The sequence below is a fragment of the Amycolatopsis sp. A1MSW2902 genome (genome assembly GCF_017312175.1).
Classification (GTDB): domain Bacteria; phylum Actinomycetota; class Actinomycetes; order Mycobacteriales; family Pseudonocardiaceae; genus Amycolatopsis; species Amycolatopsis nivea.
This window is the reverse complement of sequence record NZ_QJPO01000001.1, coordinates 4,926,640-4,943,778: the sequence shown is the minus strand read 5'-3', so window position 1 is coordinate 4,943,778 and position 17,139 is coordinate 4,926,640. Positions and strand designations below refer to the sequence as shown.

Genomic DNA, 17,139 nt, shown 5'->3' with positions numbered 1-17,139 from the left:
CTCTCCGTGCCTTCCAGAATGCGCCTCGTTCCTGGGAGGAGGCTGAGGATTTCCCGACTTACCGGGTGAGCTGGTAGACAGTTTCGCCACCGACCGTGGTCGCGGTGAAGTTCGCGGCCACCCACTCGGAGATGTCGTTCGACCCGCCGCCGGGACCGCCGCCCCGGCCGCCGTCCACGTAGTACGCCACTTCGCCCGCCGCGACGTACTGCTTGAACTGCTCCAGCGTCGGGGCCGGATCGCTGCCGTCCCAGCCGCCGATGCCCATCACCGACTTGCCGCTCGCCAGCTCCAGGCTCGCCGCCGACTGCGATCCGGTCGTCGCGGCTGCCCACTTCGTCGTCGTGCCGCCCAGCAGCTGGCCGACGGAACCGTTGGCCTCGTCCATCCCGCCGCCGAAACCGCCGCCCATTCCGCTGCTCCGAGGACCCGAAGTCGGGATAGAACCGCTGTGCGGCAAGGAAACCGTCTCCGCGGCGTACCCGGCGGTGCCGACCCCGAGCGTCAGGACGATCGCCGCCGCCAGGCCGACCAAGACGGTCCGCGTCCGCGGCACCCCGACCACCACGATGGTGCTCACGAGCAACCCCAGCACCACGATCACCCAGCGCAGCGCGGGCACCCAGTCCGGCGTCCGGTCGAGCAGGATGAAGTCCCACACCGCGGTCGCCGCGATCATCCCGCCCAGCACCGTCCGCGGCGCGGGGTGCGCCCGGCCGCGCCACAGCGCGTGCCCGGAAATCGCGACCAGCGCGGCGATCGCGGGCGCGAGCTGCACCGCGTAGTACGGGTGCACGGTGCCGCTCATGAAGCTGAACACCAGCCCGGTCACCAGCAGCCACCCGCCCCAGACCAGCAGCGACGCCCGGGTCCGGTCGGTGCGCGCGGCCCGCCGGGTGAACCACAGCCCGGCCGCCAGGCCGATCAGCGCGGCCGGCAGCAGCCACGAGACCTCCGTGCCGAAGCTCGCGCCGAACATCCGCCCGAGACCGGAGCTGCCGCCGAACGCGGTGTTCCCGCCGCCCTGGCCGCCGCCCATCCCGCCCATGCCGCCGCCGTTGCCCTGCCCGCCGAAGATCCGGCCGAGCCCGTTGTACCCGAGCGCCAGCTCCAGCAGGCTGTTCCCGGTCGACCCGCCGATGTACGGCCGCGAAGCCGAAGGCCAGAGCTCCACCAGCGCCACGAACCAGCCCGCCGACACGATTACCGCGATCCCTGCGTAAACCAAGTGCAGCAACCGTTTCCCGAGCCCGGTCGGCGCGGCGATCAGATAAGCCAGCGCGAACGCGGGCAGTACGAGGAACGCCTGCATCATCTTCGTCAGGAACCCGAAACCGATTGCCACGCCAGCGAAAACGAGCCACCGAGGGCTGGCCTTCTCGACCGCTCGCACCGTGCAGTACGCACCGGCGATCAGCAGCAGCGTGAGCAGCGCGTCCGGGTTGTTGAAGCGGAACATCAGCGCGGCGACCGGCGTCAGCGCGAGCATCGCCCCGGCCAGCAATCCCGGCAGCGGCCCGGAAACCCGGCGGACAGTCAGGTACAGCAACCCGACCGACCCGACGCCCATCAGCGCTTGCGGAGCGAGCACCGTGAAACTCGAGAACCCGAAGATGCGCGCGAAAGCCGTTCCCACCCACAACGCGGCAGGCGGTTTGTCGACAGTGATCACGTTCCCGGCGTCCAATGAGCCGAACAGCCACGCCTTCATGCTCTGCGTGCCCGATTGCACGGCCGCGGCGTAGAACGAGTTGCCGAACCCGGAAGCGGTCAGATCCCAGAAGTACAGGACGGCGGTGAGCGCCAGAAGGCCGAACACCGACGGACGGACCCAGCGAGGCTTCGCGCGGTCCGGCGCGTCCGGGACGGCAGGCCGGGCGGACAGGACAGTGCTCAAGACGACTCCTCGGTAGCGGTACGGCGCGGATTGAAGACCCAGCCCCGCAGCAGCAGGAAACGCAGCACCGTGGCGGCGAGGTTCGCCAGCACGAGCACGGTCGTCTCCAGGACGAGCCCGGGATGGGTGGTGTGGTTGAGCAGGGCGAGGGAACCGCTGGTCAGCGCCAGTCCGAGGCCGAACACGATGAGCCCCTCGAACTGGTGCCGCCCGGCTCCGGCCCGGCCGCGGACGCCGAACGTCACCCGCCGGTTCACCGCGGTGTTCGCGATCGCGGTGACGAGCAGCGCGGTGAAGTTGGCCGCCTGCGCGCCGACCATGGTCCGCAGCAGCAGGAAAAGCAACAGGTACGCGACGGTGCTGGCGACGCCGACCGCGGCGAACTGCACGAGTTGTTTGACCAGGCTCGGGGACACTCCGGGGGCCTCCACGCCGATCGGTTCGCGGCCGAGCTGTTCGCGCAGCCGGTGCACGGGGATCTCGCCGGTGAGGGTCGCGCGGGTGACCCTGGCGATGCCTTTGAGGTCTGCGGTGGCGGTCGCGATGAGGTCGACCGACGAGTCCGGGTCGTCGACCCAGTCCACCGGCACCTCGTGGATCCGCAGCCCGGCGCGCTGGGCGAGCACGAGCAGTTCGGTGTCGAAGAACCAGCCGGTGTCGCGGACGTGGGGGAGCAGCGCACGGGCGACGTCGGCGCGGATCGCCTTGAACCCGCATTGTGCGTCGGAGAATCTCGCCGCGAGCGTGCCGCGGAGGATCAGGTTGTAGCAGCGGGAGATGAACTCTCGCTTCGGCCCGCGGACCACCCGGGCGCCGCGGGCGAGGCGGCTGCCGATCGCGACGTCCGAATGTCCGGACAGCAACGGGGCGACGAGCGGGTCCAGCGCGGCGAGGTCGGTGGACAGGTCCACGTCCATGTAGGCCAGCACGGCGGCGTCCGAGGCGGACCACACGGCTTGCAGTGCGCGGCCGCGGCCCTTCTCGTCGAGGTGGTGCACTTCGACTTCAGGGAACTCGCGGGCCAGTTCTTCGGCTACGGCAAGGGTTTTGTCGGTGCTCGCGTTGTCCGCGACGGTGATCCGGTACGGATAGCCGGCGCGTTCGGCGAGGTGCGCCCGCAGTCTGCGGATGCACGGTTCGAGGTCGGCTTCCTCGTTGTAGACCGGGATGACGACGTCGAGCACGGGATGCGGGCCGCCGAGGCCGACCGGAGTCGTCCCGGGCCGCGGGGCGCCGCTGCGGGAGGGGACGGTGGCGTTCATGAGTTCACCGTCGTCCGCCGGGCTTTGGCCACGTTGTGGTGTTCCTGTGCCTGCGCTGTGCGACGTACGCCCGCTCGGGTGATCTTGGCCGCACGGCACGGAATCAGGCAGTCAGGTCATAGACGGTGACACCGTCCACTGTGGTCATTCGGTAGTTCTCGGCCACCCACTGGACGATCCGGGCGGCCGCGTCGCTTCCGCTGCCGGACCCGCGCATCGTCATGCCGTCGCCGAGGAAGTAGCGGATCTGTCCTTGCCGGACGTACTGCTCGAACTGCGCGAGCGTCGGATACGGGTCGGTGCCGTTGAAACCACCCACCGCGAGCACAGGTTCGCCGCTGCCGAGCTGGTATCCGGCGGCGTTGTTGGACCCGACGGTCGCCGCGGCCCACCGGTGGTCGCCGGATTGCCGCAGCAGTGCTGTCAGATTCGCGCCGGGCAGGGTGGTGCCGAGCAATCCGCCGCCTCCGCCGAACATTTGCCGGGTATTCGGTCCGGCGGACGGAATCGCGCCGCTGTGCGGAGTCGCCGCGGTGGCGAGGCTGTACGCGCCGGTTCCGGTGAGCAACACGACCAGGCCCAGCACCGCGGCGATCCGCCCGAAGTGCTGAACGAAAAACAGGGCGATAGCCGCCAAAAGCCCGAGAACGAGCACGGTCGGGGCAAGCCACGGTTGCCAAGAGCCGTCCAACAGCAGGTAACTCGTTACCGTCGTCAGCGCGACACCGCCGCTCAAAAGCCCGACCGCGGCCGGATTGCCGCGGATCCGCCACAACTGGACGGCGGCGGTCCCGACGAGCGCGGCGATCGCCGGGGCGAGCGCGACGGTGTAGTAGGGGTGGATGATCCCGCCCATGAAGCTGAACACCGCGGCGGTCACGATCAGCCAACCGCCCCAGAGCACCAGCGAAGCGCGACTGCGGTCGGTGCGCGGCGCGTAGCGGGTGAACCAGAGACCAGCGCCGAGCCCGAGCACCGCGGCGGGCAGCAGCCACGCGATACCGCCCGCCATCTCGCTGCCGAACAACCGGAACAGGCCGGTGCTGCCCCAACCGCCGCCCGGACTTCCGCCGACGCTTCCGGTCTCGTCGCCGGTGATGCGGCCGAAACCGTTGTAGCCCAAGGTGAGTTCAAACAGGCTGTTGTTCTGCGACCCGCCGATGTACGGCCGGTCCGCGGCCGGCCACAACGCCACGACGGCGAGATACCAGCCTGCCGAAACCACGACCGCACCCAGTCCAGCGAGCAGATGCAGCAGACGCTTGCCGAGGGCGATCGGTGTGGCGACGAGGTACGCGAGGGCGAAGGCGGGCAGGACGAGGAAAGCTTGCAGCATCTTGGCGAGGAAGCCGAATCCGATTGCCACGCCAGCGAAAACGAGCCATCGAGGGCTGGCTTTCTCGATTGCCCGCACCGTGAAGTAAGCAGCGGTGATCAGCAATAGCACCAGCAACGCGTCTGGGTTGTTGAAGCGGAAAATCAGCGCCGCAGCCGGGGTAAGAGTGAGTACCGCGCCAGCGAGCAATCCCGCAGCCGCGCCGGAGGTGCGCCGCACAGTCGCGTACAGCAGCCACGTGGAGCCCACACCCATTAACGCTTGTGGCACCAGGATGCTCCACGCGTTCACGCCGAACAGCCGCGCGGACAGGCTCATCACCCAGAGCGCGGCTGGCGTTTTGTCCACAGTGATGCCGTTGGCCGCGTCGGTGGAGCCGAAGAACAATGCCTTCCAACTCTGGGATCCGGCTTGCGCGGCAGCGGAGTAGAACGCGTTGGCCCAGCCGGAAGCGCTGAGATCCCACAGATACAGCGCGGCCGTGGCGACGAGCAGCAGCACGAGGGCCGGGCGCACCCATCTCGGTTCGGAGCGCTGTACCGGCGCGGCGGGAACGGCGGAATGGGTCGCGACTGCGGTCATGCGGCCAGCCTCGCGGGACGACCTGGGGCCGCGATGTGCCTACCCTGTGTGCCCGCTGTGGGACTTGCGGTCATCCACGGGCGGTGTGCGCTGAGCCGGAACCGCGATCGGCAGCCGCACGGCGAATTCCGTCTGGCCGGGGCGGCTCCGCATCGCGATGGTGCCGTGGTGCGCGGTCAGCACTGCGGACGCGATCGCCAGGCCCAATCCGGTCGAACCGGCTGCCCGCGACCGTGACGAATCCCCGCGGGCGAAGCGTTCGAACACCGCCGGCTGCAACTCCGGCGGGATGCCCGGGCCGTTGTCGGTCACGGTCACTATGGCGCTGCCGTCCGCGGATCTCGCGAGAGCGGTGCTGACCGTGGTGCCGGGCGGCGTGTGGACGCGGGCGTTCGCGAGCAGGTTCGCCAGAACCTGGTGCAGCCGTTGGACATCGCCAAGGACGAGGATCGGTTCGTCCGGCATCGCAAGTTGCCAGACGTGGTGCGGGCCGGCCACGTGCGCGTCGCCGACCGCGTCCGCGACCAAGCGGGTCAGGTCGACTTCGGCGACGTCCAGCGGGCGGCCCGCGTCCAGGCGGGCGAGCAGGAGGAGGTCTTCGACGAGCGCCGTCATGCGGTCGGCTTCGGACTCGATCCGGGTCATCGAATGCGCGACGTTCGGCGGGGCGTGGCTGCCGGACCGTCCGGCGAGTTCGGCGTACCCGCGGATCGCGGCGAGCGGCGTGCGCAGTTCGTGACTTGCGTCGGCGACGAACCGGCGGACGCGCAGTTCGCTGGCGTGCCGGGCTTCGAGGGCGGAGGAGATGTGGCCGAGCATGTGGTTCAGCGCCGCGCCGACCTGGCCGACTTCGGTGCGGGGGTCGGTGTCTTCGGCGGGGACTCGGACGGACAGGTCGACGTCGCCACGGTCGAGGGGGAGTTCGGAGACTCGGGAGGCGGTTTCCGCGACGCGCTCCAGCGGGCGGAGGGTTCGGCGGACGGCGAAGGCGCCTAGGAAAGCTGCGCCGGTTACTCCGGCGGCGGCTACGCCGAAGAGGATCAGGCCGACGGTCAGGAGGGTTTGTTGCATCGCGGCCAGGGGGACGCCGGTGATGACTACGCCGTCGGGGACTGGGAACGCGGTGAGGCGGTAGTCGCCCAGGGAGCCGATGGTGCGGGTGTAGGGGCGGCCGTTGGTGGGGAGGTCCTGCAGGGCTGTTAGTTCGTCTGGGGTGAGGGTTAGGCGTTGGCCGTGGGGGGAGAGCCAGCCGCCGGTGCCGTTGGTGCCGTCCGGGGAGAAGTGGGCGGTGACCGTGCCCGCGCCTTGGCCAGGGGCGTCGAGGGGGTTGCGTTCGCTGCCGGGCGGACCGGGGTGGGTGGCGAAGTCCAGGGCTCGGGCGGTGGCTGCGGAGAGCTGGGTGTCGGTTTGGGTCATGAGGAAGGCGCGGAGGGCGAATTCGCTGATCACGCCGATGGTCAGGCAGACGAGGGAGAGGAGGATTACTACGGAGACGGTCAGTTTTGTGCGCAGGGATTGCCGGGCCGGGCGGGCGGCGGCGAACCTTGCGCGGGGGGGCATGGTTTGAGGGTGCGGTTCGTCGGTGTGGGGGCGATGTGTGCTCGCTGTGAGTGGGCTGTGGGGGCGGCTCGTCGCCTGGCGGCGACATTGGCCCGATCTTGGTTGCGTGGGGCACCCCGAAGCTTGATTGTGCTGACGGTTCGTATCGGGGTGCGGGGGAGGTGTGGGTGCCTCGCTCGTTGGGTGCGCCGGTGCGGTTTGGGTTGGGCGGGGCTAGCGCCCCAATGCCACATTGGGTGCGTCAGACGCACCGAACGCCACATTGGGTGCGTCCCATGCACCCAATGCCGCATTGGGTGCATCGGCTGCGGGGGCGGGGCGGTCCGTGAAGGGCTCCTTGAGGGAATCTGAGTCCGTGAAGGAGCCCATCACGGGCGGCGAAGCCCGGAGGTCAGCCCAGGGAGCGGGCGGCGGCGGTTGCCTGGTCGGCGTACGAGCGTCCGAACAGGACTGTGTGCACCAGGAGCGGGAAGAGTTGATGCAGGGCGATTCGTTCTCGATAACCGTCGGCCAGTGGTGCGAACTCGTCGTAAGCGGCCACGATTCGCTCTAACTGTGGGCAGCCGAACAGGTGCAGCATCGCTAGATCGGTCTCTCGGTGGCCGCCGTGTGCGGCTGGGTCGATTAGTACTGCTCCGTGTGCGTCCCAGAGGACATTGCCGCTCCACAGATCCCCGTGCAGGCGGGACGGGGGTTCTGGTGGGCCAGCTACTGCCGGGATTCGGGTGCAGGCTCGTTCGAAGACGTTCGTATCAAGGATCTCGGCGGCCATTCGGACGTACGGGAGGATTCGGTATTCCGCGTACCATTCCGGCCACGAATCGCCTGGTGAGTTGCGCATCGGCGCGGTGCCGATCCAGGCGTCGGTCAAGCCGTCTGGGGGCGGGGCGCCGAAGGCTGGGGCTCCGGCTGCGTGCAGGCGCGCGAGGTTGCGGCCGAACTCCTCCGCGTGTGACGGCGTGCTCTCCGCCACTCGGTCCAGCACCAGCCACGTGTCGTCCGCGCCATGAACCCGGGGGATCCGGACCGCGTCCGCTTCGGCGAGCCAGCGGAGTCCGGCTGCTTCGGCTCGGGTCGCGCCGGGGGCGTGGCCGCGTTTCACTACCGCTTCGACGCGGTGGGCGCCGTCGGTCAGGGTGATCTCACTGAGGGTGCCTGAGGCGTCGTGTGAGTCCGTGTTCAAACCGGTGAGCCGCGCCGCCGCTGCGGCCGGACCTTCGTTCTGCTGACCGGAAACCACGTCCCGACGCTACGGGCGCGGATCGGAGCGCGCTGAGCGGCAGGTGACCCGCGGCCGGTCTTGTCAACCCTCTGGCCTAGACTCGGATATCCCGGTCAGCAGGTGACCGGGGCGGTCCCGAGGGACTGTCCGCCCCCATCGTTTACCGCTCGAGGAGAAGACCTTGAAGAGCACCGTCGAGCAGCTCAGCCCGACGCGAGTGAAGATCAATGTCGAGGTGCCGTTCGACGAGCTCAAGCCGAACTTCGACGCCGCGTACCGGAAGATCGCCCAGCAGGTGCGGGTCCCCGGTTTCCGTCCCGGCAAGGTCCCCGCTCGCGTCCTGGAAAGCCGGATCGGCCGCGCGCCGGTGCTCGACGAGGTCGTCAACGAGGCCATTCCGGCCAAGTACATCGAGGCCGTCCGCGCGGGCGAGGTCCGGACGCTCGGCCAGCCCGAGTTCGAGGTGACCAAGCTCGAGGACCGCGAGGTGCTGGAGTTCAGCGCCGAGGTCGACGTGCGGCCGGAGATCGAGCTGCCCGACCTCGCCGGCCTCGAGATCAGCGTCGACGACGTCGAGACCACCGACGAAGAGGTCGCCGAGCAGCTCGACGAGCTGCGCGCCCGCTTCGGCACGCTGACCGGCGTCGAGCGCCCGGCCCAGACCGGCGACTTCGTGTCGATCGACCTGTCGGCCAGCGTCGACGGCAAGGCCGTCGAAGAGGCCTCCACCACCGGCCTGTCCTACGAGATCGGCTCCGGCCAGCTCGTGGACGGCATCGACGAGGCCATCGTCGGCGCGAACGCGGGCGAGACCAAGGTGTTCACCACCAAGCTGGTCGCGGGCGAGTTCGCCGGCCAGGACGCCGAGGTCACCGTCACCGTGCAGTCGGTCAAGGAGCGCGAGCTGCCCGAGGCCGACGACGAGTTCGCCCAGCTGGCGAGCGAGTTCGACACGATCGACGAGCTGCGCGAGGACCTGCGCACCCGGCTCGGCCGCGTCAAGACGATGCAGCAGGGCGTCCAGGCGCGCGACAAGGTCCTCGAGATCCTCCTCGAGCGCACCGACGTGCCGCTGCCGGAGAAGGTCGTCGAGGCCGAGATCGAGAACCGCAAGCACGACGCGATTCACCCGTTCGACCACGACGAGGCGCAGTTCGCCAAGGCCCTCGAGGCCGAGGGCCGCACCCTCGACGAGTTCAACGCCGAGGTCAAGGAGGAGTCGGAGAAGGCCGTCCGCACGCAGCTGCTGCTGGACACCATCGCCGACAAGGAGAAGACGTCGGTCAACGACGGCGAGCTCACCGAGCGGATCATCTACCAGGCGCAGCGCTTCGGCGTCAGCCCGGACGAGTACGTGCAGCGGGCCCAGCAGTCCGGCCAGCTGACCGCGATCTACGCCGACGTCCGCCGCGGCAAGGCTCTCGCCTCCGTCGTGCGCGGCACCACGGTGAAGGACGCGTCCGGGTCCGAGGTCGACCTCAGCGAGCTGTTCGGCGCGGACGAGGAAGCCCCCGCCGAGGAGACGCAGGTCACCGAAGAAGCGGCGGCGACCCCCGCGGAGTAAAGCTGTAAGCGAACTTGGGCGGTGTCAGGCATTCTGCACCGCCCAAGTTCGTTAGGGTCGGTTGCAAGATCTCAAGCATCTGAACACGACAGCGGCGGCGCGGCCCTCCGGCCGGCCCGCCGCCGGTGAAAAGGCAGGCAGACGTGAAGCAGCACATGCCCGAGGGGCGGACCGGCACCGCGGGGCTCAACCTCACCGACTCGGTGTTCGAGCGGTTGCTCCAGGAGCGCATCGTCGTTCTCGGCTCCGAGGTCAACGACGAGGTCGCCAACCGGCTCACCGCGCAGCTCCTGCTGCTCGACGCGGACGACGCCGAATCGGACATCCGGTTCTACATCAACTCGCCGGGCGGCTCGGTGACCGCCGGGTTCGCGATCTACGACACCATGCAGCTGATCCGCCCGGACGTGGCGACCTACGCGATGGGCATGGCGGCCTCGATGGGGCAGTTCCTGCTCTCCTCGGGCACCCCCGGCAAGCGCTACGCGCTCCCGCACGCGCGCATCCTGATGCACCAGCCGTCCGCGGGCGTCGGCGGCACCGCCTCCGACATCGCGATCCAGGCGGACCTGTTCAACAAGTGGAAGCAGGAGCTCGCGAAGATCACCGCCGAGCAGACCGGCCAGACCACCGAGCAGATCATCAAGGACGGCGACCGCGACCGCTGGTTCACCGCGCAGGAGGCGAAGGACTACGGCTTCGTCGACCACGTGCTGACCCGCGACAGCGGCCTGACCTCGAGCAACTGAGCCCCGAAGCACCACACAGGAGAGCATCATGAGCAACTTCCGGCTCCCGGGTGACTTCCGGGCTCCGCAGACTCCTCAGTCGCGGTACATCCTCCCGTCCTACGTCGAGCGCACCAGCTACGGCGTGAAGGAGTCCAACCCGTACAACAAGCTGTACGAGGAGCGGACGATCTTCCTCGGCGTGCAGGTGGACGACGCGTCGGCCAACGACGTGATGGCCCAGCTGCTGCACCTCGAGCACGAGGACCCGGACCGCGACATCAGCATCTACATCAACAGCCCGGGCGGGTCGTTCACGTCGCTGATGGCGATCTACGACACCATGCAGTACATCCGGCCGGACATCTCGACCGTGTGCCTCGGCCAGGCCGCCTCGGCCGCCGCGGTGCTGCTGGCGGCGGGCACGCCGGGCAAGCGCATGGCGCTGCCGAACGCGCGCGTGCTGATCCACCAGCCCGCCACCGAGGGCACCTACGGGCAGGTCTCGGACCTGGAGATCCAGGCCAACGAGATCCAGCGCGTGCGCCGCCAGATGGAGGTCATCCTGGCGAAGCACACGAACAAGGAACCGGACGAGATCAAGGCCGACATCGAGCGGGACAAGATCCTCACCGCCGAAGAGGCGAAGGCCTACGGCCTGATCGACGAGGTGCTCCCGTACCGGAAGGCCTCGGCGAACTGACCGCGACGGGCCGGTGCGCGGCGAATCCGCGACGCGCACCGGTCCGCTGGTCTACTGTCGGTCGTCGACGAGCCCGAAGGGGTCGGGTGTTCCCGACCGCGCCTTCGGACGGGTACCGTCGATGGCAATGCGTGTTGGTCCCGGGAACGCCTGGCAGTCCCGGGACCGCCAGGAAGTAGTGCAGGTGCGCCCCGCGCACCGGAGGGGACGAGGTCAACGGCCATGGCACGGATCGGTGACGGCGGCGACCTGCTGAAGTGTTCTTTCTGCGGCAAGAGCCAGAAGCAGGTGAAGAAGCTCATTGCCGGGCCAGGGGTCTACATCTGCGATGAGTGCATCGACCTCTGCAACGAGATCATCGAAGAGGAGCTGGCCGAAGCCGGCGACGTGAAGCTCGACGAGCTGCCGAAGCCCGCCGACATCCACGAGTTCCTCGAGCAGTACATCATCGGCCAGGACGACGCGAAGAAGACGCTCGCGGTCGCGGTGTACAACCACTACAAGCGGATCCAGGCCGACGACAAGTCCGGGCCGAAGGACTCCAAGGACGAGCCGGTCGAGCTCGCCAAGTCGAACATCCTGATGCTCGGCCCCACCGGCTGCGGCAAGACCTACCTCGCGCAGACGCTGGCGAAGCTGCTGAACGTGCCGTTCGCGATCGCCGACGCCACCGCGCTCACCGAGGCGGGCTACGTCGGCGAGGACGTCGAGAACATCCTGCTGAAGCTGATCCAGGCGGCCGACTACGACGTCAAGCGCGCCGAGACCGGCATCATCTACATCGACGAGGTCGACAAGATCGCCCGCAAGAGCGAGAACCCGTCGATCACCCGCGACGTGTCCGGCGAGGGCGTGCAGCAGGCGCTGCTGAAGATCCTCGAGGGCACCACCGCGTCGGTGCCGCCCCAGGGCGGGCGCAAGCATCCGCACCAGGAATTCATCCAGATCGACACCACGAACGTGCTGTTCATCGTCGCGGGCGCGTTCGCCGGGCTGGAAAAGATCATCAACGAGCGGGTCGGCAAGCGCGGCCTCGGGTTCGGCGCGGAGATCCGCACCAAGGCCGAGATCGAGGGCAGCGACGTGTTCTCCGACACCATGCCGGAGGACCTGATCAAGTTCGGGCTGATCCCGGAGTTCATCGGCCGGCTCCCGGTCGTGGCGACGGTGAACCACCTGGACAAGGAATCGCTCGTCTCGATCCTGACGCAGCCCCGCAACGCGCTGGTGAAGCAGTACAAGAAGCTCTTCGAGATGGACAACGTCGAGCTGGAGTTCACCAAGACCGCGCTCGAGGCGATCGCCGACCAGGCCGTGCTCCGCGGCACCGGCGCCCGCGGCCTGCGCGCGATCATGGAGGAAGTCCTCCAGCCGGTCATGTACGACATCCCGAGCCGCGAGGACGTGGCGAAGGTCGTGATCACCGAGCAGACCGTGCGGGAGAACGTCAACCCCACGATCGTGGCTCGCCAGCCGTCGCGCCGCACCCGCAGCGAGCGCGGCGAGAAGTCGGCCTGACCCGGCGGCCGCCGGGCGTTAGCAGGAGTCGGCTGTCCGGGTGTCGGCGGCGGGCGCGATAATGGACAGGATGACAACCGTGCCGCTGACCGCACCCCGGGGGGACGACACTGCCGACCCCGGCGAAGCGGTACCCGCCGAGACCGAGCCTTCCGCCGCTCCGGTCGGCATTGTCGAGCTGAGCGAACGGGTCGCCGCGTCCGTGCTGACGCGCTTCCCGTGGCTGATCCGCGCGTCCGAGATCATGCTCACACTGTTCACGCTGGTCTGCCTGGTGGCGGTCGGCACCCGGCTGTCGGCGCTGCCGCTGCTGCCGATCCCGCTGTTCGCGGTGTCGTGGCTGTTCCTGCGCCGCCTGCGCTCGTCGGAGACCCGGGCACAACAGTTGCGGTGGTCGCTGCTGATGGCGCTGGCGGCGATGGTGGGGTTCTGGGTCATGTCCGTCGTGGCTCGCTGGGTCTCGTAATTTCTTCGCGGTAGGCGTCCTCCGCAGTGGAGGATGGCGCGGTGGATGCGGTCGTGCAGTGGGTGTGCACCTTGTGGACGAAGAAATCCCGCGGCGGTGCGGAGGCGGCTCGTCGCAATGCGGCCCCGATCGCCTGCGGGTGAAGCTGGAAACAAGGCCGCACGGGAATCCTCGCCGCTGGCGTCGCCCTCCGGCGCACCACCTGGCCTGCGGGAATGGCTGCGGTGGCAGGTGAATTACCGCTTGGTCGGTGTCTGCCGCGGGGGAGTGGCACTACCGGCTGGACACGCTGAACGTCGCGTACGGGCCAGTGTCGCCGGAACTGTTCCTCGAACTGGGGATTCTCCGCTGAGAAGGATCACGCCTTCTGTCGCAGATGCTTCCCCAAGAACCCCACCATGCTCGGCACCGTCGTCCGGAAGAACGTGTCGCTGTGCTTCCCGTGCGCCGTATACCCGATTGTCGGGTGCGTTTCCGCGATATACCGCCGCACCCCGGTGATGAACGGGTCCTCCGTGCCGCAGTAAACGGCCGTTGGGATGCCCTGCAGTGCTGACTGGTGGCGCAGCGGATCCAGCGACGTCCAGTCGTTCAGACCGGTGAAAATGCGGCGTTTCGCCATTTCCGGCCACGACGTGATCAGCGCCGGGGCGATCGCGGCGACCGCAGCGGGCGGTTGGCGGCGTTCGGCTCGGCGTCGGGCGTACAGGAGCGCTCCGAAACCGCCCATCGACACTCCGGCGCACGCGAACGGCTGGCCGTCCGTGCCGCCGAAGCCGCGGGCGCGCAGCCATTGCGGGACTTCTTCCAGCAGCATCGCCATCGGGTCGTCGCCCGGGCGGACCTGGTGCCAGTAGTTGTCGCCGCCGTCGACCGCGACGAAACCGTACGCCGGAACGGCTTTGCGGGCGACGTCGCTGCCCAACTGCTTGAGCAGTCCGCTCGGCGCGGCGGATCGCGCGGATCCGTGCAGGCCGTGCAGCATCAGCGACATCGGCAGGCCGGCCGGGGGCTTCTTGCTCGGCAGCAGGAAAACGAGGTCCACTTCCCGGCCGCGGGCGTGCGAATAGACGCGTTCCACCCGCATGCTGCCCAGCTGCGTCACCGGTGTCGACGACGTGACGCCCAGCGCCCGCTGCATGGCCTGGTTGAACGGGCACGACGCCGGTCGCGCTCCCCACCGCGAGCCCGGCGATGCCGAGGCCCGAAGCGCCCGCGATCAGCATGGACCGGCGGCTCACCCGCCTTCGGCCCTCAGTCTCCTCGGTCACCCGATCCCCCTCACCCATATAGCGTAAGACGTGAGGAAAGGACGAAACGTTGCCTTCTGAAGATCTTCACTCGGTTGTTGTGACCAGCCCCACGGACGCCCGGGCGGCGGCAGGGCGGTCTCCGAGCCCGACGACCAGCGTCACGCAGAGTGGTGCGAGCACCTCGGCCACCCCGCGGTCGCCCCGGCCGAAGTGGCCCAGCAACTCGAGGGTGACATAACCGTGCACCGCGCTCCACACCTGTGCGGCGACGGTGAGCGGGTCGCCTTGAAGCCGTCCGGAGTCGATGGTGCGGCCGACTGCGGCGACCATGCCGCGGAATGACGACGCCGCCTCGCTGTCCTCCTGGTCCTTCATCAGCTCGCCGACCGGCTGTCCGTGCGCGCCCGCCTCGCGGAACATGAGCGTGAACAGCTCCGGGTGCTCGACCGCGGTGCGGCGGTAGGCGAGCGCCAGCTGGTACAGATCGGCGACCGGGTCGTCGGTGCGCTCGACCGTCGCCATGTTCGCGATCAGCCGCCGGAACCCTTCTCGCGCAACGGCTTCGATGAGCGCGGCCATCCCGCCGAAGTGCGTGTACACCGCCATGGTGGACGCGCCGATCTCGGCCGCCAGCTTGCGGGCCTGCAGTGCTTCCGCGCCGCCGTCGGCCAGCAGCCGGATCGCCGCCTCGACCAGTTGCGTCCGCGCGTGTTCGCCCCGAGTCCGCTCGCTCATGCTTGCCAGTATCCCATAACCCTGTTATACCGGTGTCCATAACCACGTTATGGACGGAGCGGGTCATGGCGAATCACTTCCTCGAAGGCAACTTCGCGCCGGTCGAGCGCGAGTACACGAGCACCCGGCTGACGGTCACCGGCCAGCTGCCCGACTACCTCGACGGCCGCTACCTCCGGAACGGGCCGAATCCCGCCGACCCGGATCCCGAAACGCACCACTGGTTCCTCGGCCGCGGCATGGTGCACGGCGTACGCCTTCGCGACGGCCGGGCCGAGTGGTACCGCAGCCGCCGCGTCGGCACCGACGAGGGCGGGGCGAACACCAACGTCATCGGGCACGCCGGCCGCACGATCGCGCTGGTCGAGGGCGGGCTGCCGCAGTGGGAGCTCAGCGAGGAACTGGACACCCTGGGCGTCTGCGACTTCGGCGGCACCCTCTCCGGATACACCGCACACCCGAAGCGCGACCCGCGAACGGGTGAGCTGCACGCCGTTTCGTACCAATTCGGGCTCGGGAACCGGGTGCAGTATTCGGTGGTCGGCACCGACGGCCGGGCGCGGCGGACGGTCGACATCGAGGTCACCGGGGCGCCGATGATGCACGATTTCTCGCTCACCGAACGGTATGTCGTGTTCTACGACCTGCCGGTCACCTTCGATCCGGACCAGGCCCCGGTGCCGGTCGACGTGCCCGACCCGCTGACCGCGCGCACCGGCCGCGGTGTGAGTTCCTTGCCGTACCGGTGGAATCCGGACTACCCGGCGCGCATCGGCGTGATGCCGCGCGAGGGGGACAACGGCGACGTCCGCTGGTTCGACGTCGGCCAGTGCTACGTCTTCCACCCGCTCAACGCCTACGACGAGGACGACCGGATCGTGCTCGACGTGGTCCGGCACCCGAAGATGTTCGACCGCGCGCTGCACGGCCCGGCCGAGGGCGAGCCGACGCTCGACCGGTGGACCGTCGACCTCACGCTCGGGAAGGTCGTCGAGGAACGGATCGACGACCACGGCCAGGAGTTCCCGCGGGTGGACGAGCGGCTGGTCGGCCTGCCGCACCGGTACGGCTACGCGACGGCGCTCGACGACCGGTCGCGCAGCGTCGGCGCGGTGTACAAACACGACCTGCGCAAGGGTTCGGTCGATGCGCACCGCTTCGGGCCCGGCCGCGAACCGGGGGAGTTCGTGTTCGTTCCGTCCAGTGTGGATGCGGGCGAGGACGAAGGCGTGCTCATGGGCTACGTGTACGACGCGGCCGAGGCGCGCAGCGATCTCGTCCTGCTCGACGCGGGCACCCTCGAAACCGTCGCCGCGGTCCACCTGCCGGACCGCGTCCCGCACGGCTTCCACGGCAACTGGGTGCCCGCCGAAGCGTGATCAGGTGAGCAGCCGCTGGTCCCCGGTGTAGAGGTTCATGCTGTCGCCGCGCAGGAAACCGATGAGCGTCATGCCGTTCTCCTCGGCCAGTTCGACCGCGAGCGACGACGGCGCGGACACCGCGGCGAGCAGCCCGATGCCCGCCATCGCGGCCTTCTGCACGAGTTCGAACGAGGCGCGGCCGGAGACCAGCAGCCCCAGATCGGGCGCCGGGATCCGGCCCGCCTGCAGGGCCCAGCCGAGCACCTTGTCCACCGCGTTGTGCCGTCCGACGTCCTCGCGCACGACGACGAGCTCACCGTCCGAAGTGAACAGTCCGGCGGCGTGCAGGCCGCCGGTGGACGAGAACACCTTTTGCTTCTCCCGCAACCGATCCGGCATCTGCGAGAGCACGTCGGTCTTCACCGCGAACTCCGACGCGCCGGGGGAGAACCGGCTGCGCAGCTTCACCGCGTCGAGCGCGGCCTTGCCGCAGACGCCGCACGACGAGGTGGTGTAGAAGTTCCGCTCGACGCCGGTGTCCGGCGGAGCTACTCCTTCGGCGAGTGCGATGTCGAGCACGTTGTAGGTATTGCGGCCTTGGTCGTCGACGCCGTCGCAGTAGCGCGCCACGGCCACGTCCTCACGGGACCCCAGCACGCCCTCCGAGAGCAGGAAGCCGTGCGCGAGTTCGACGTCGTGGCCGGGCGTGCGCATTGTCACCGCCAGCGCCTTGCCGCCGACCCGCAGCTCAAGCGGTTCTTCGGCGGCCAGAGAGTCCGGCCTGCGCCGTTCGCCGGCCGCGGAGATCCGCCGTACCGGCCGTCGCACCGTCACTCTGCCCATCGCCTGCTCCACTCGTCCCGGTTGTCGTCTTCGGCGTCGAATTTTGTTGTCATCGACAAGACATTCTCAAGTCATTCGACAGTCATCCGGCGCAACGCCGAGGATCTGG

The 17,139-nt window shown here is 69.0% G+C and carries 13 protein-coding genes and 1 pseudogene; 6 read left to right on the top strand and 8 right to left on the bottom strand.

Annotated elements, in window-relative coordinates; all coding sequences use genetic code 11:
• Positions 1-58: 58 nt before the first annotated feature.
• The 5 genes from DMP23_RS22560 to DMP23_RS22540 all read right to left on the bottom strand — a co-directional run bounded on the left by DMP23_RS22560 (position 59) and on the right by DMP23_RS22540 (position 7,877).
• Entirely contained in the window at positions 59-1,897 is a 1,839-nt protein-coding gene (locus DMP23_RS22560) for an ArnT family glycosyltransferase (protein WP_337822415.1), read from the bottom strand.
• The gene (locus DMP23_RS22555; protein ID WP_337822414.1) at positions 1,894-3,159 is read right to left on the bottom strand and encodes a bifunctional glycosyltransferase family 2/GtrA family protein; all 1,266 of its coding nucleotides are present in this window, start codon (positions 3,157-3,159) and stop codon (positions 1,894-1,896) included. Before DMP23_RS22555 ends, DMP23_RS22560 begins: the two co-directional genes overlap by 4 nt.
• A gap of 103 nt (positions 3,160-3,262) precedes the next feature.
• Positions 3,263-5,077, bottom strand: a complete 1,815-nt coding sequence (locus DMP23_RS22550) for a glycosyltransferase family 39 protein (RefSeq protein ID WP_037813869.1) — start codon at positions 5,075-5,077, stop codon at positions 3,263-3,265.
• A 39-nt stretch (positions 5,078-5,116) separates the two neighbouring features.
• Complete coding sequence (locus DMP23_RS22545) at positions 5,117-6,637, bottom strand: sensor histidine kinase (RefSeq protein ID WP_337822413.1); 1,521 nt, start codon at positions 6,635-6,637, stop codon at positions 5,117-5,119.
• A 391-nt stretch (positions 6,638-7,028) separates the two neighbouring features.
• Entirely contained in the window at positions 7,029-7,877 is an 849-nt protein-coding gene (locus tag DMP23_RS22540) for a fructosamine kinase family protein (protein WP_443111280.1), read from the bottom strand.
• A 163-nt stretch (positions 7,878-8,040) separates the two neighbouring features.
• On the opposite strand from DMP23_RS22540, the gene tig reads away from it, so the two are divergent.
• From tig to DMP23_RS22515, 5 genes are all read left to right on the top strand, one after another.
• Positions 8,041-9,423 carry a trigger factor gene (gene tig / locus DMP23_RS22535; RefSeq protein ID WP_037813864.1) on the top strand — a complete coding sequence of 461 codons (1,383 nt, stop codon included), beginning with the start codon at positions 8,041-8,043 and terminating at the stop codon, positions 9,421-9,423.
• 143 nt (positions 9,424-9,566) lie between these two features.
• Positions 9,567-10,172: a ClpP family protease gene (locus DMP23_RS22530; RefSeq protein ID WP_037813861.1), complete on the top strand. Its 606-nt coding sequence runs from the start codon at positions 9,567-9,569 to the stop codon at positions 10,170-10,172.
• Positions 10,173-10,200: 28 nt separating this feature from the next.
• On the top strand, positions 10,201-10,854 hold the full coding sequence (locus DMP23_RS22525; protein ID WP_009081146.1) for an ATP-dependent Clp protease proteolytic subunit: 654 nt from the start codon (positions 10,201-10,203) through the stop codon (positions 10,852-10,854).
• A 222-nt stretch (positions 10,855-11,076) separates the two neighbouring features.
• Positions 11,077-12,372 (top strand): ATP-dependent Clp protease ATP-binding subunit ClpX, encoded by a 1,296-nt coding sequence (gene clpX, locus DMP23_RS22520; RefSeq protein WP_037813853.1) that lies wholly within the window; start codon positions 11,077-11,079, stop codon positions 12,370-12,372.
• Between the two features lie 70 nt (positions 12,373-12,442).
• The gene (locus DMP23_RS22515; protein WP_337822412.1) at positions 12,443-12,838 is read left to right on the top strand and encodes a hypothetical protein; all 396 of its coding nucleotides are present in this window, start codon (positions 12,443-12,445) and stop codon (positions 12,836-12,838) included.
• Positions 12,839-13,196: 358 nt separating this feature from the next.
• Here the strand turns inward: DMP23_RS22515 and DMP23_RS22510 are convergent.
• Together DMP23_RS22510 and DMP23_RS22505 are read right to left on the bottom strand one after the other, a co-directional pair.
• Positions 13,197-14,127, bottom strand: a pseudogene (locus DMP23_RS22510) (alpha/beta hydrolase).
• 48 nt (positions 14,128-14,175) lie between these two features.
• Entirely contained in the window at positions 14,176-14,826 is a 651-nt protein-coding gene (locus tag DMP23_RS22505) for a TetR/AcrR family transcriptional regulator (protein WP_337822411.1), read from the bottom strand.
• A 65-nt stretch (positions 14,827-14,891) separates the two neighbouring features.
• Between DMP23_RS22505 and DMP23_RS22500 the strand changes: the two genes are divergently transcribed.
• A complete protein-coding gene (locus tag DMP23_RS22500) occupies positions 14,892-16,205 on the top strand; it encodes a carotenoid oxygenase family protein (protein ID WP_337822410.1) in 1,314 nt (437 codons plus the stop codon).
• Here the strand turns inward: DMP23_RS22500 and fdhD are convergent, their stop codons facing one another.
• On the bottom strand, positions 16,206-17,030 hold the full coding sequence (gene fdhD / locus DMP23_RS22495; protein WP_037813836.1) for a formate dehydrogenase accessory sulfurtransferase FdhD: 825 nt from the start codon (positions 17,028-17,030) through the stop codon (positions 16,206-16,208).
• Positions 17,031-17,139: the final 109 nt, after the last annotated feature.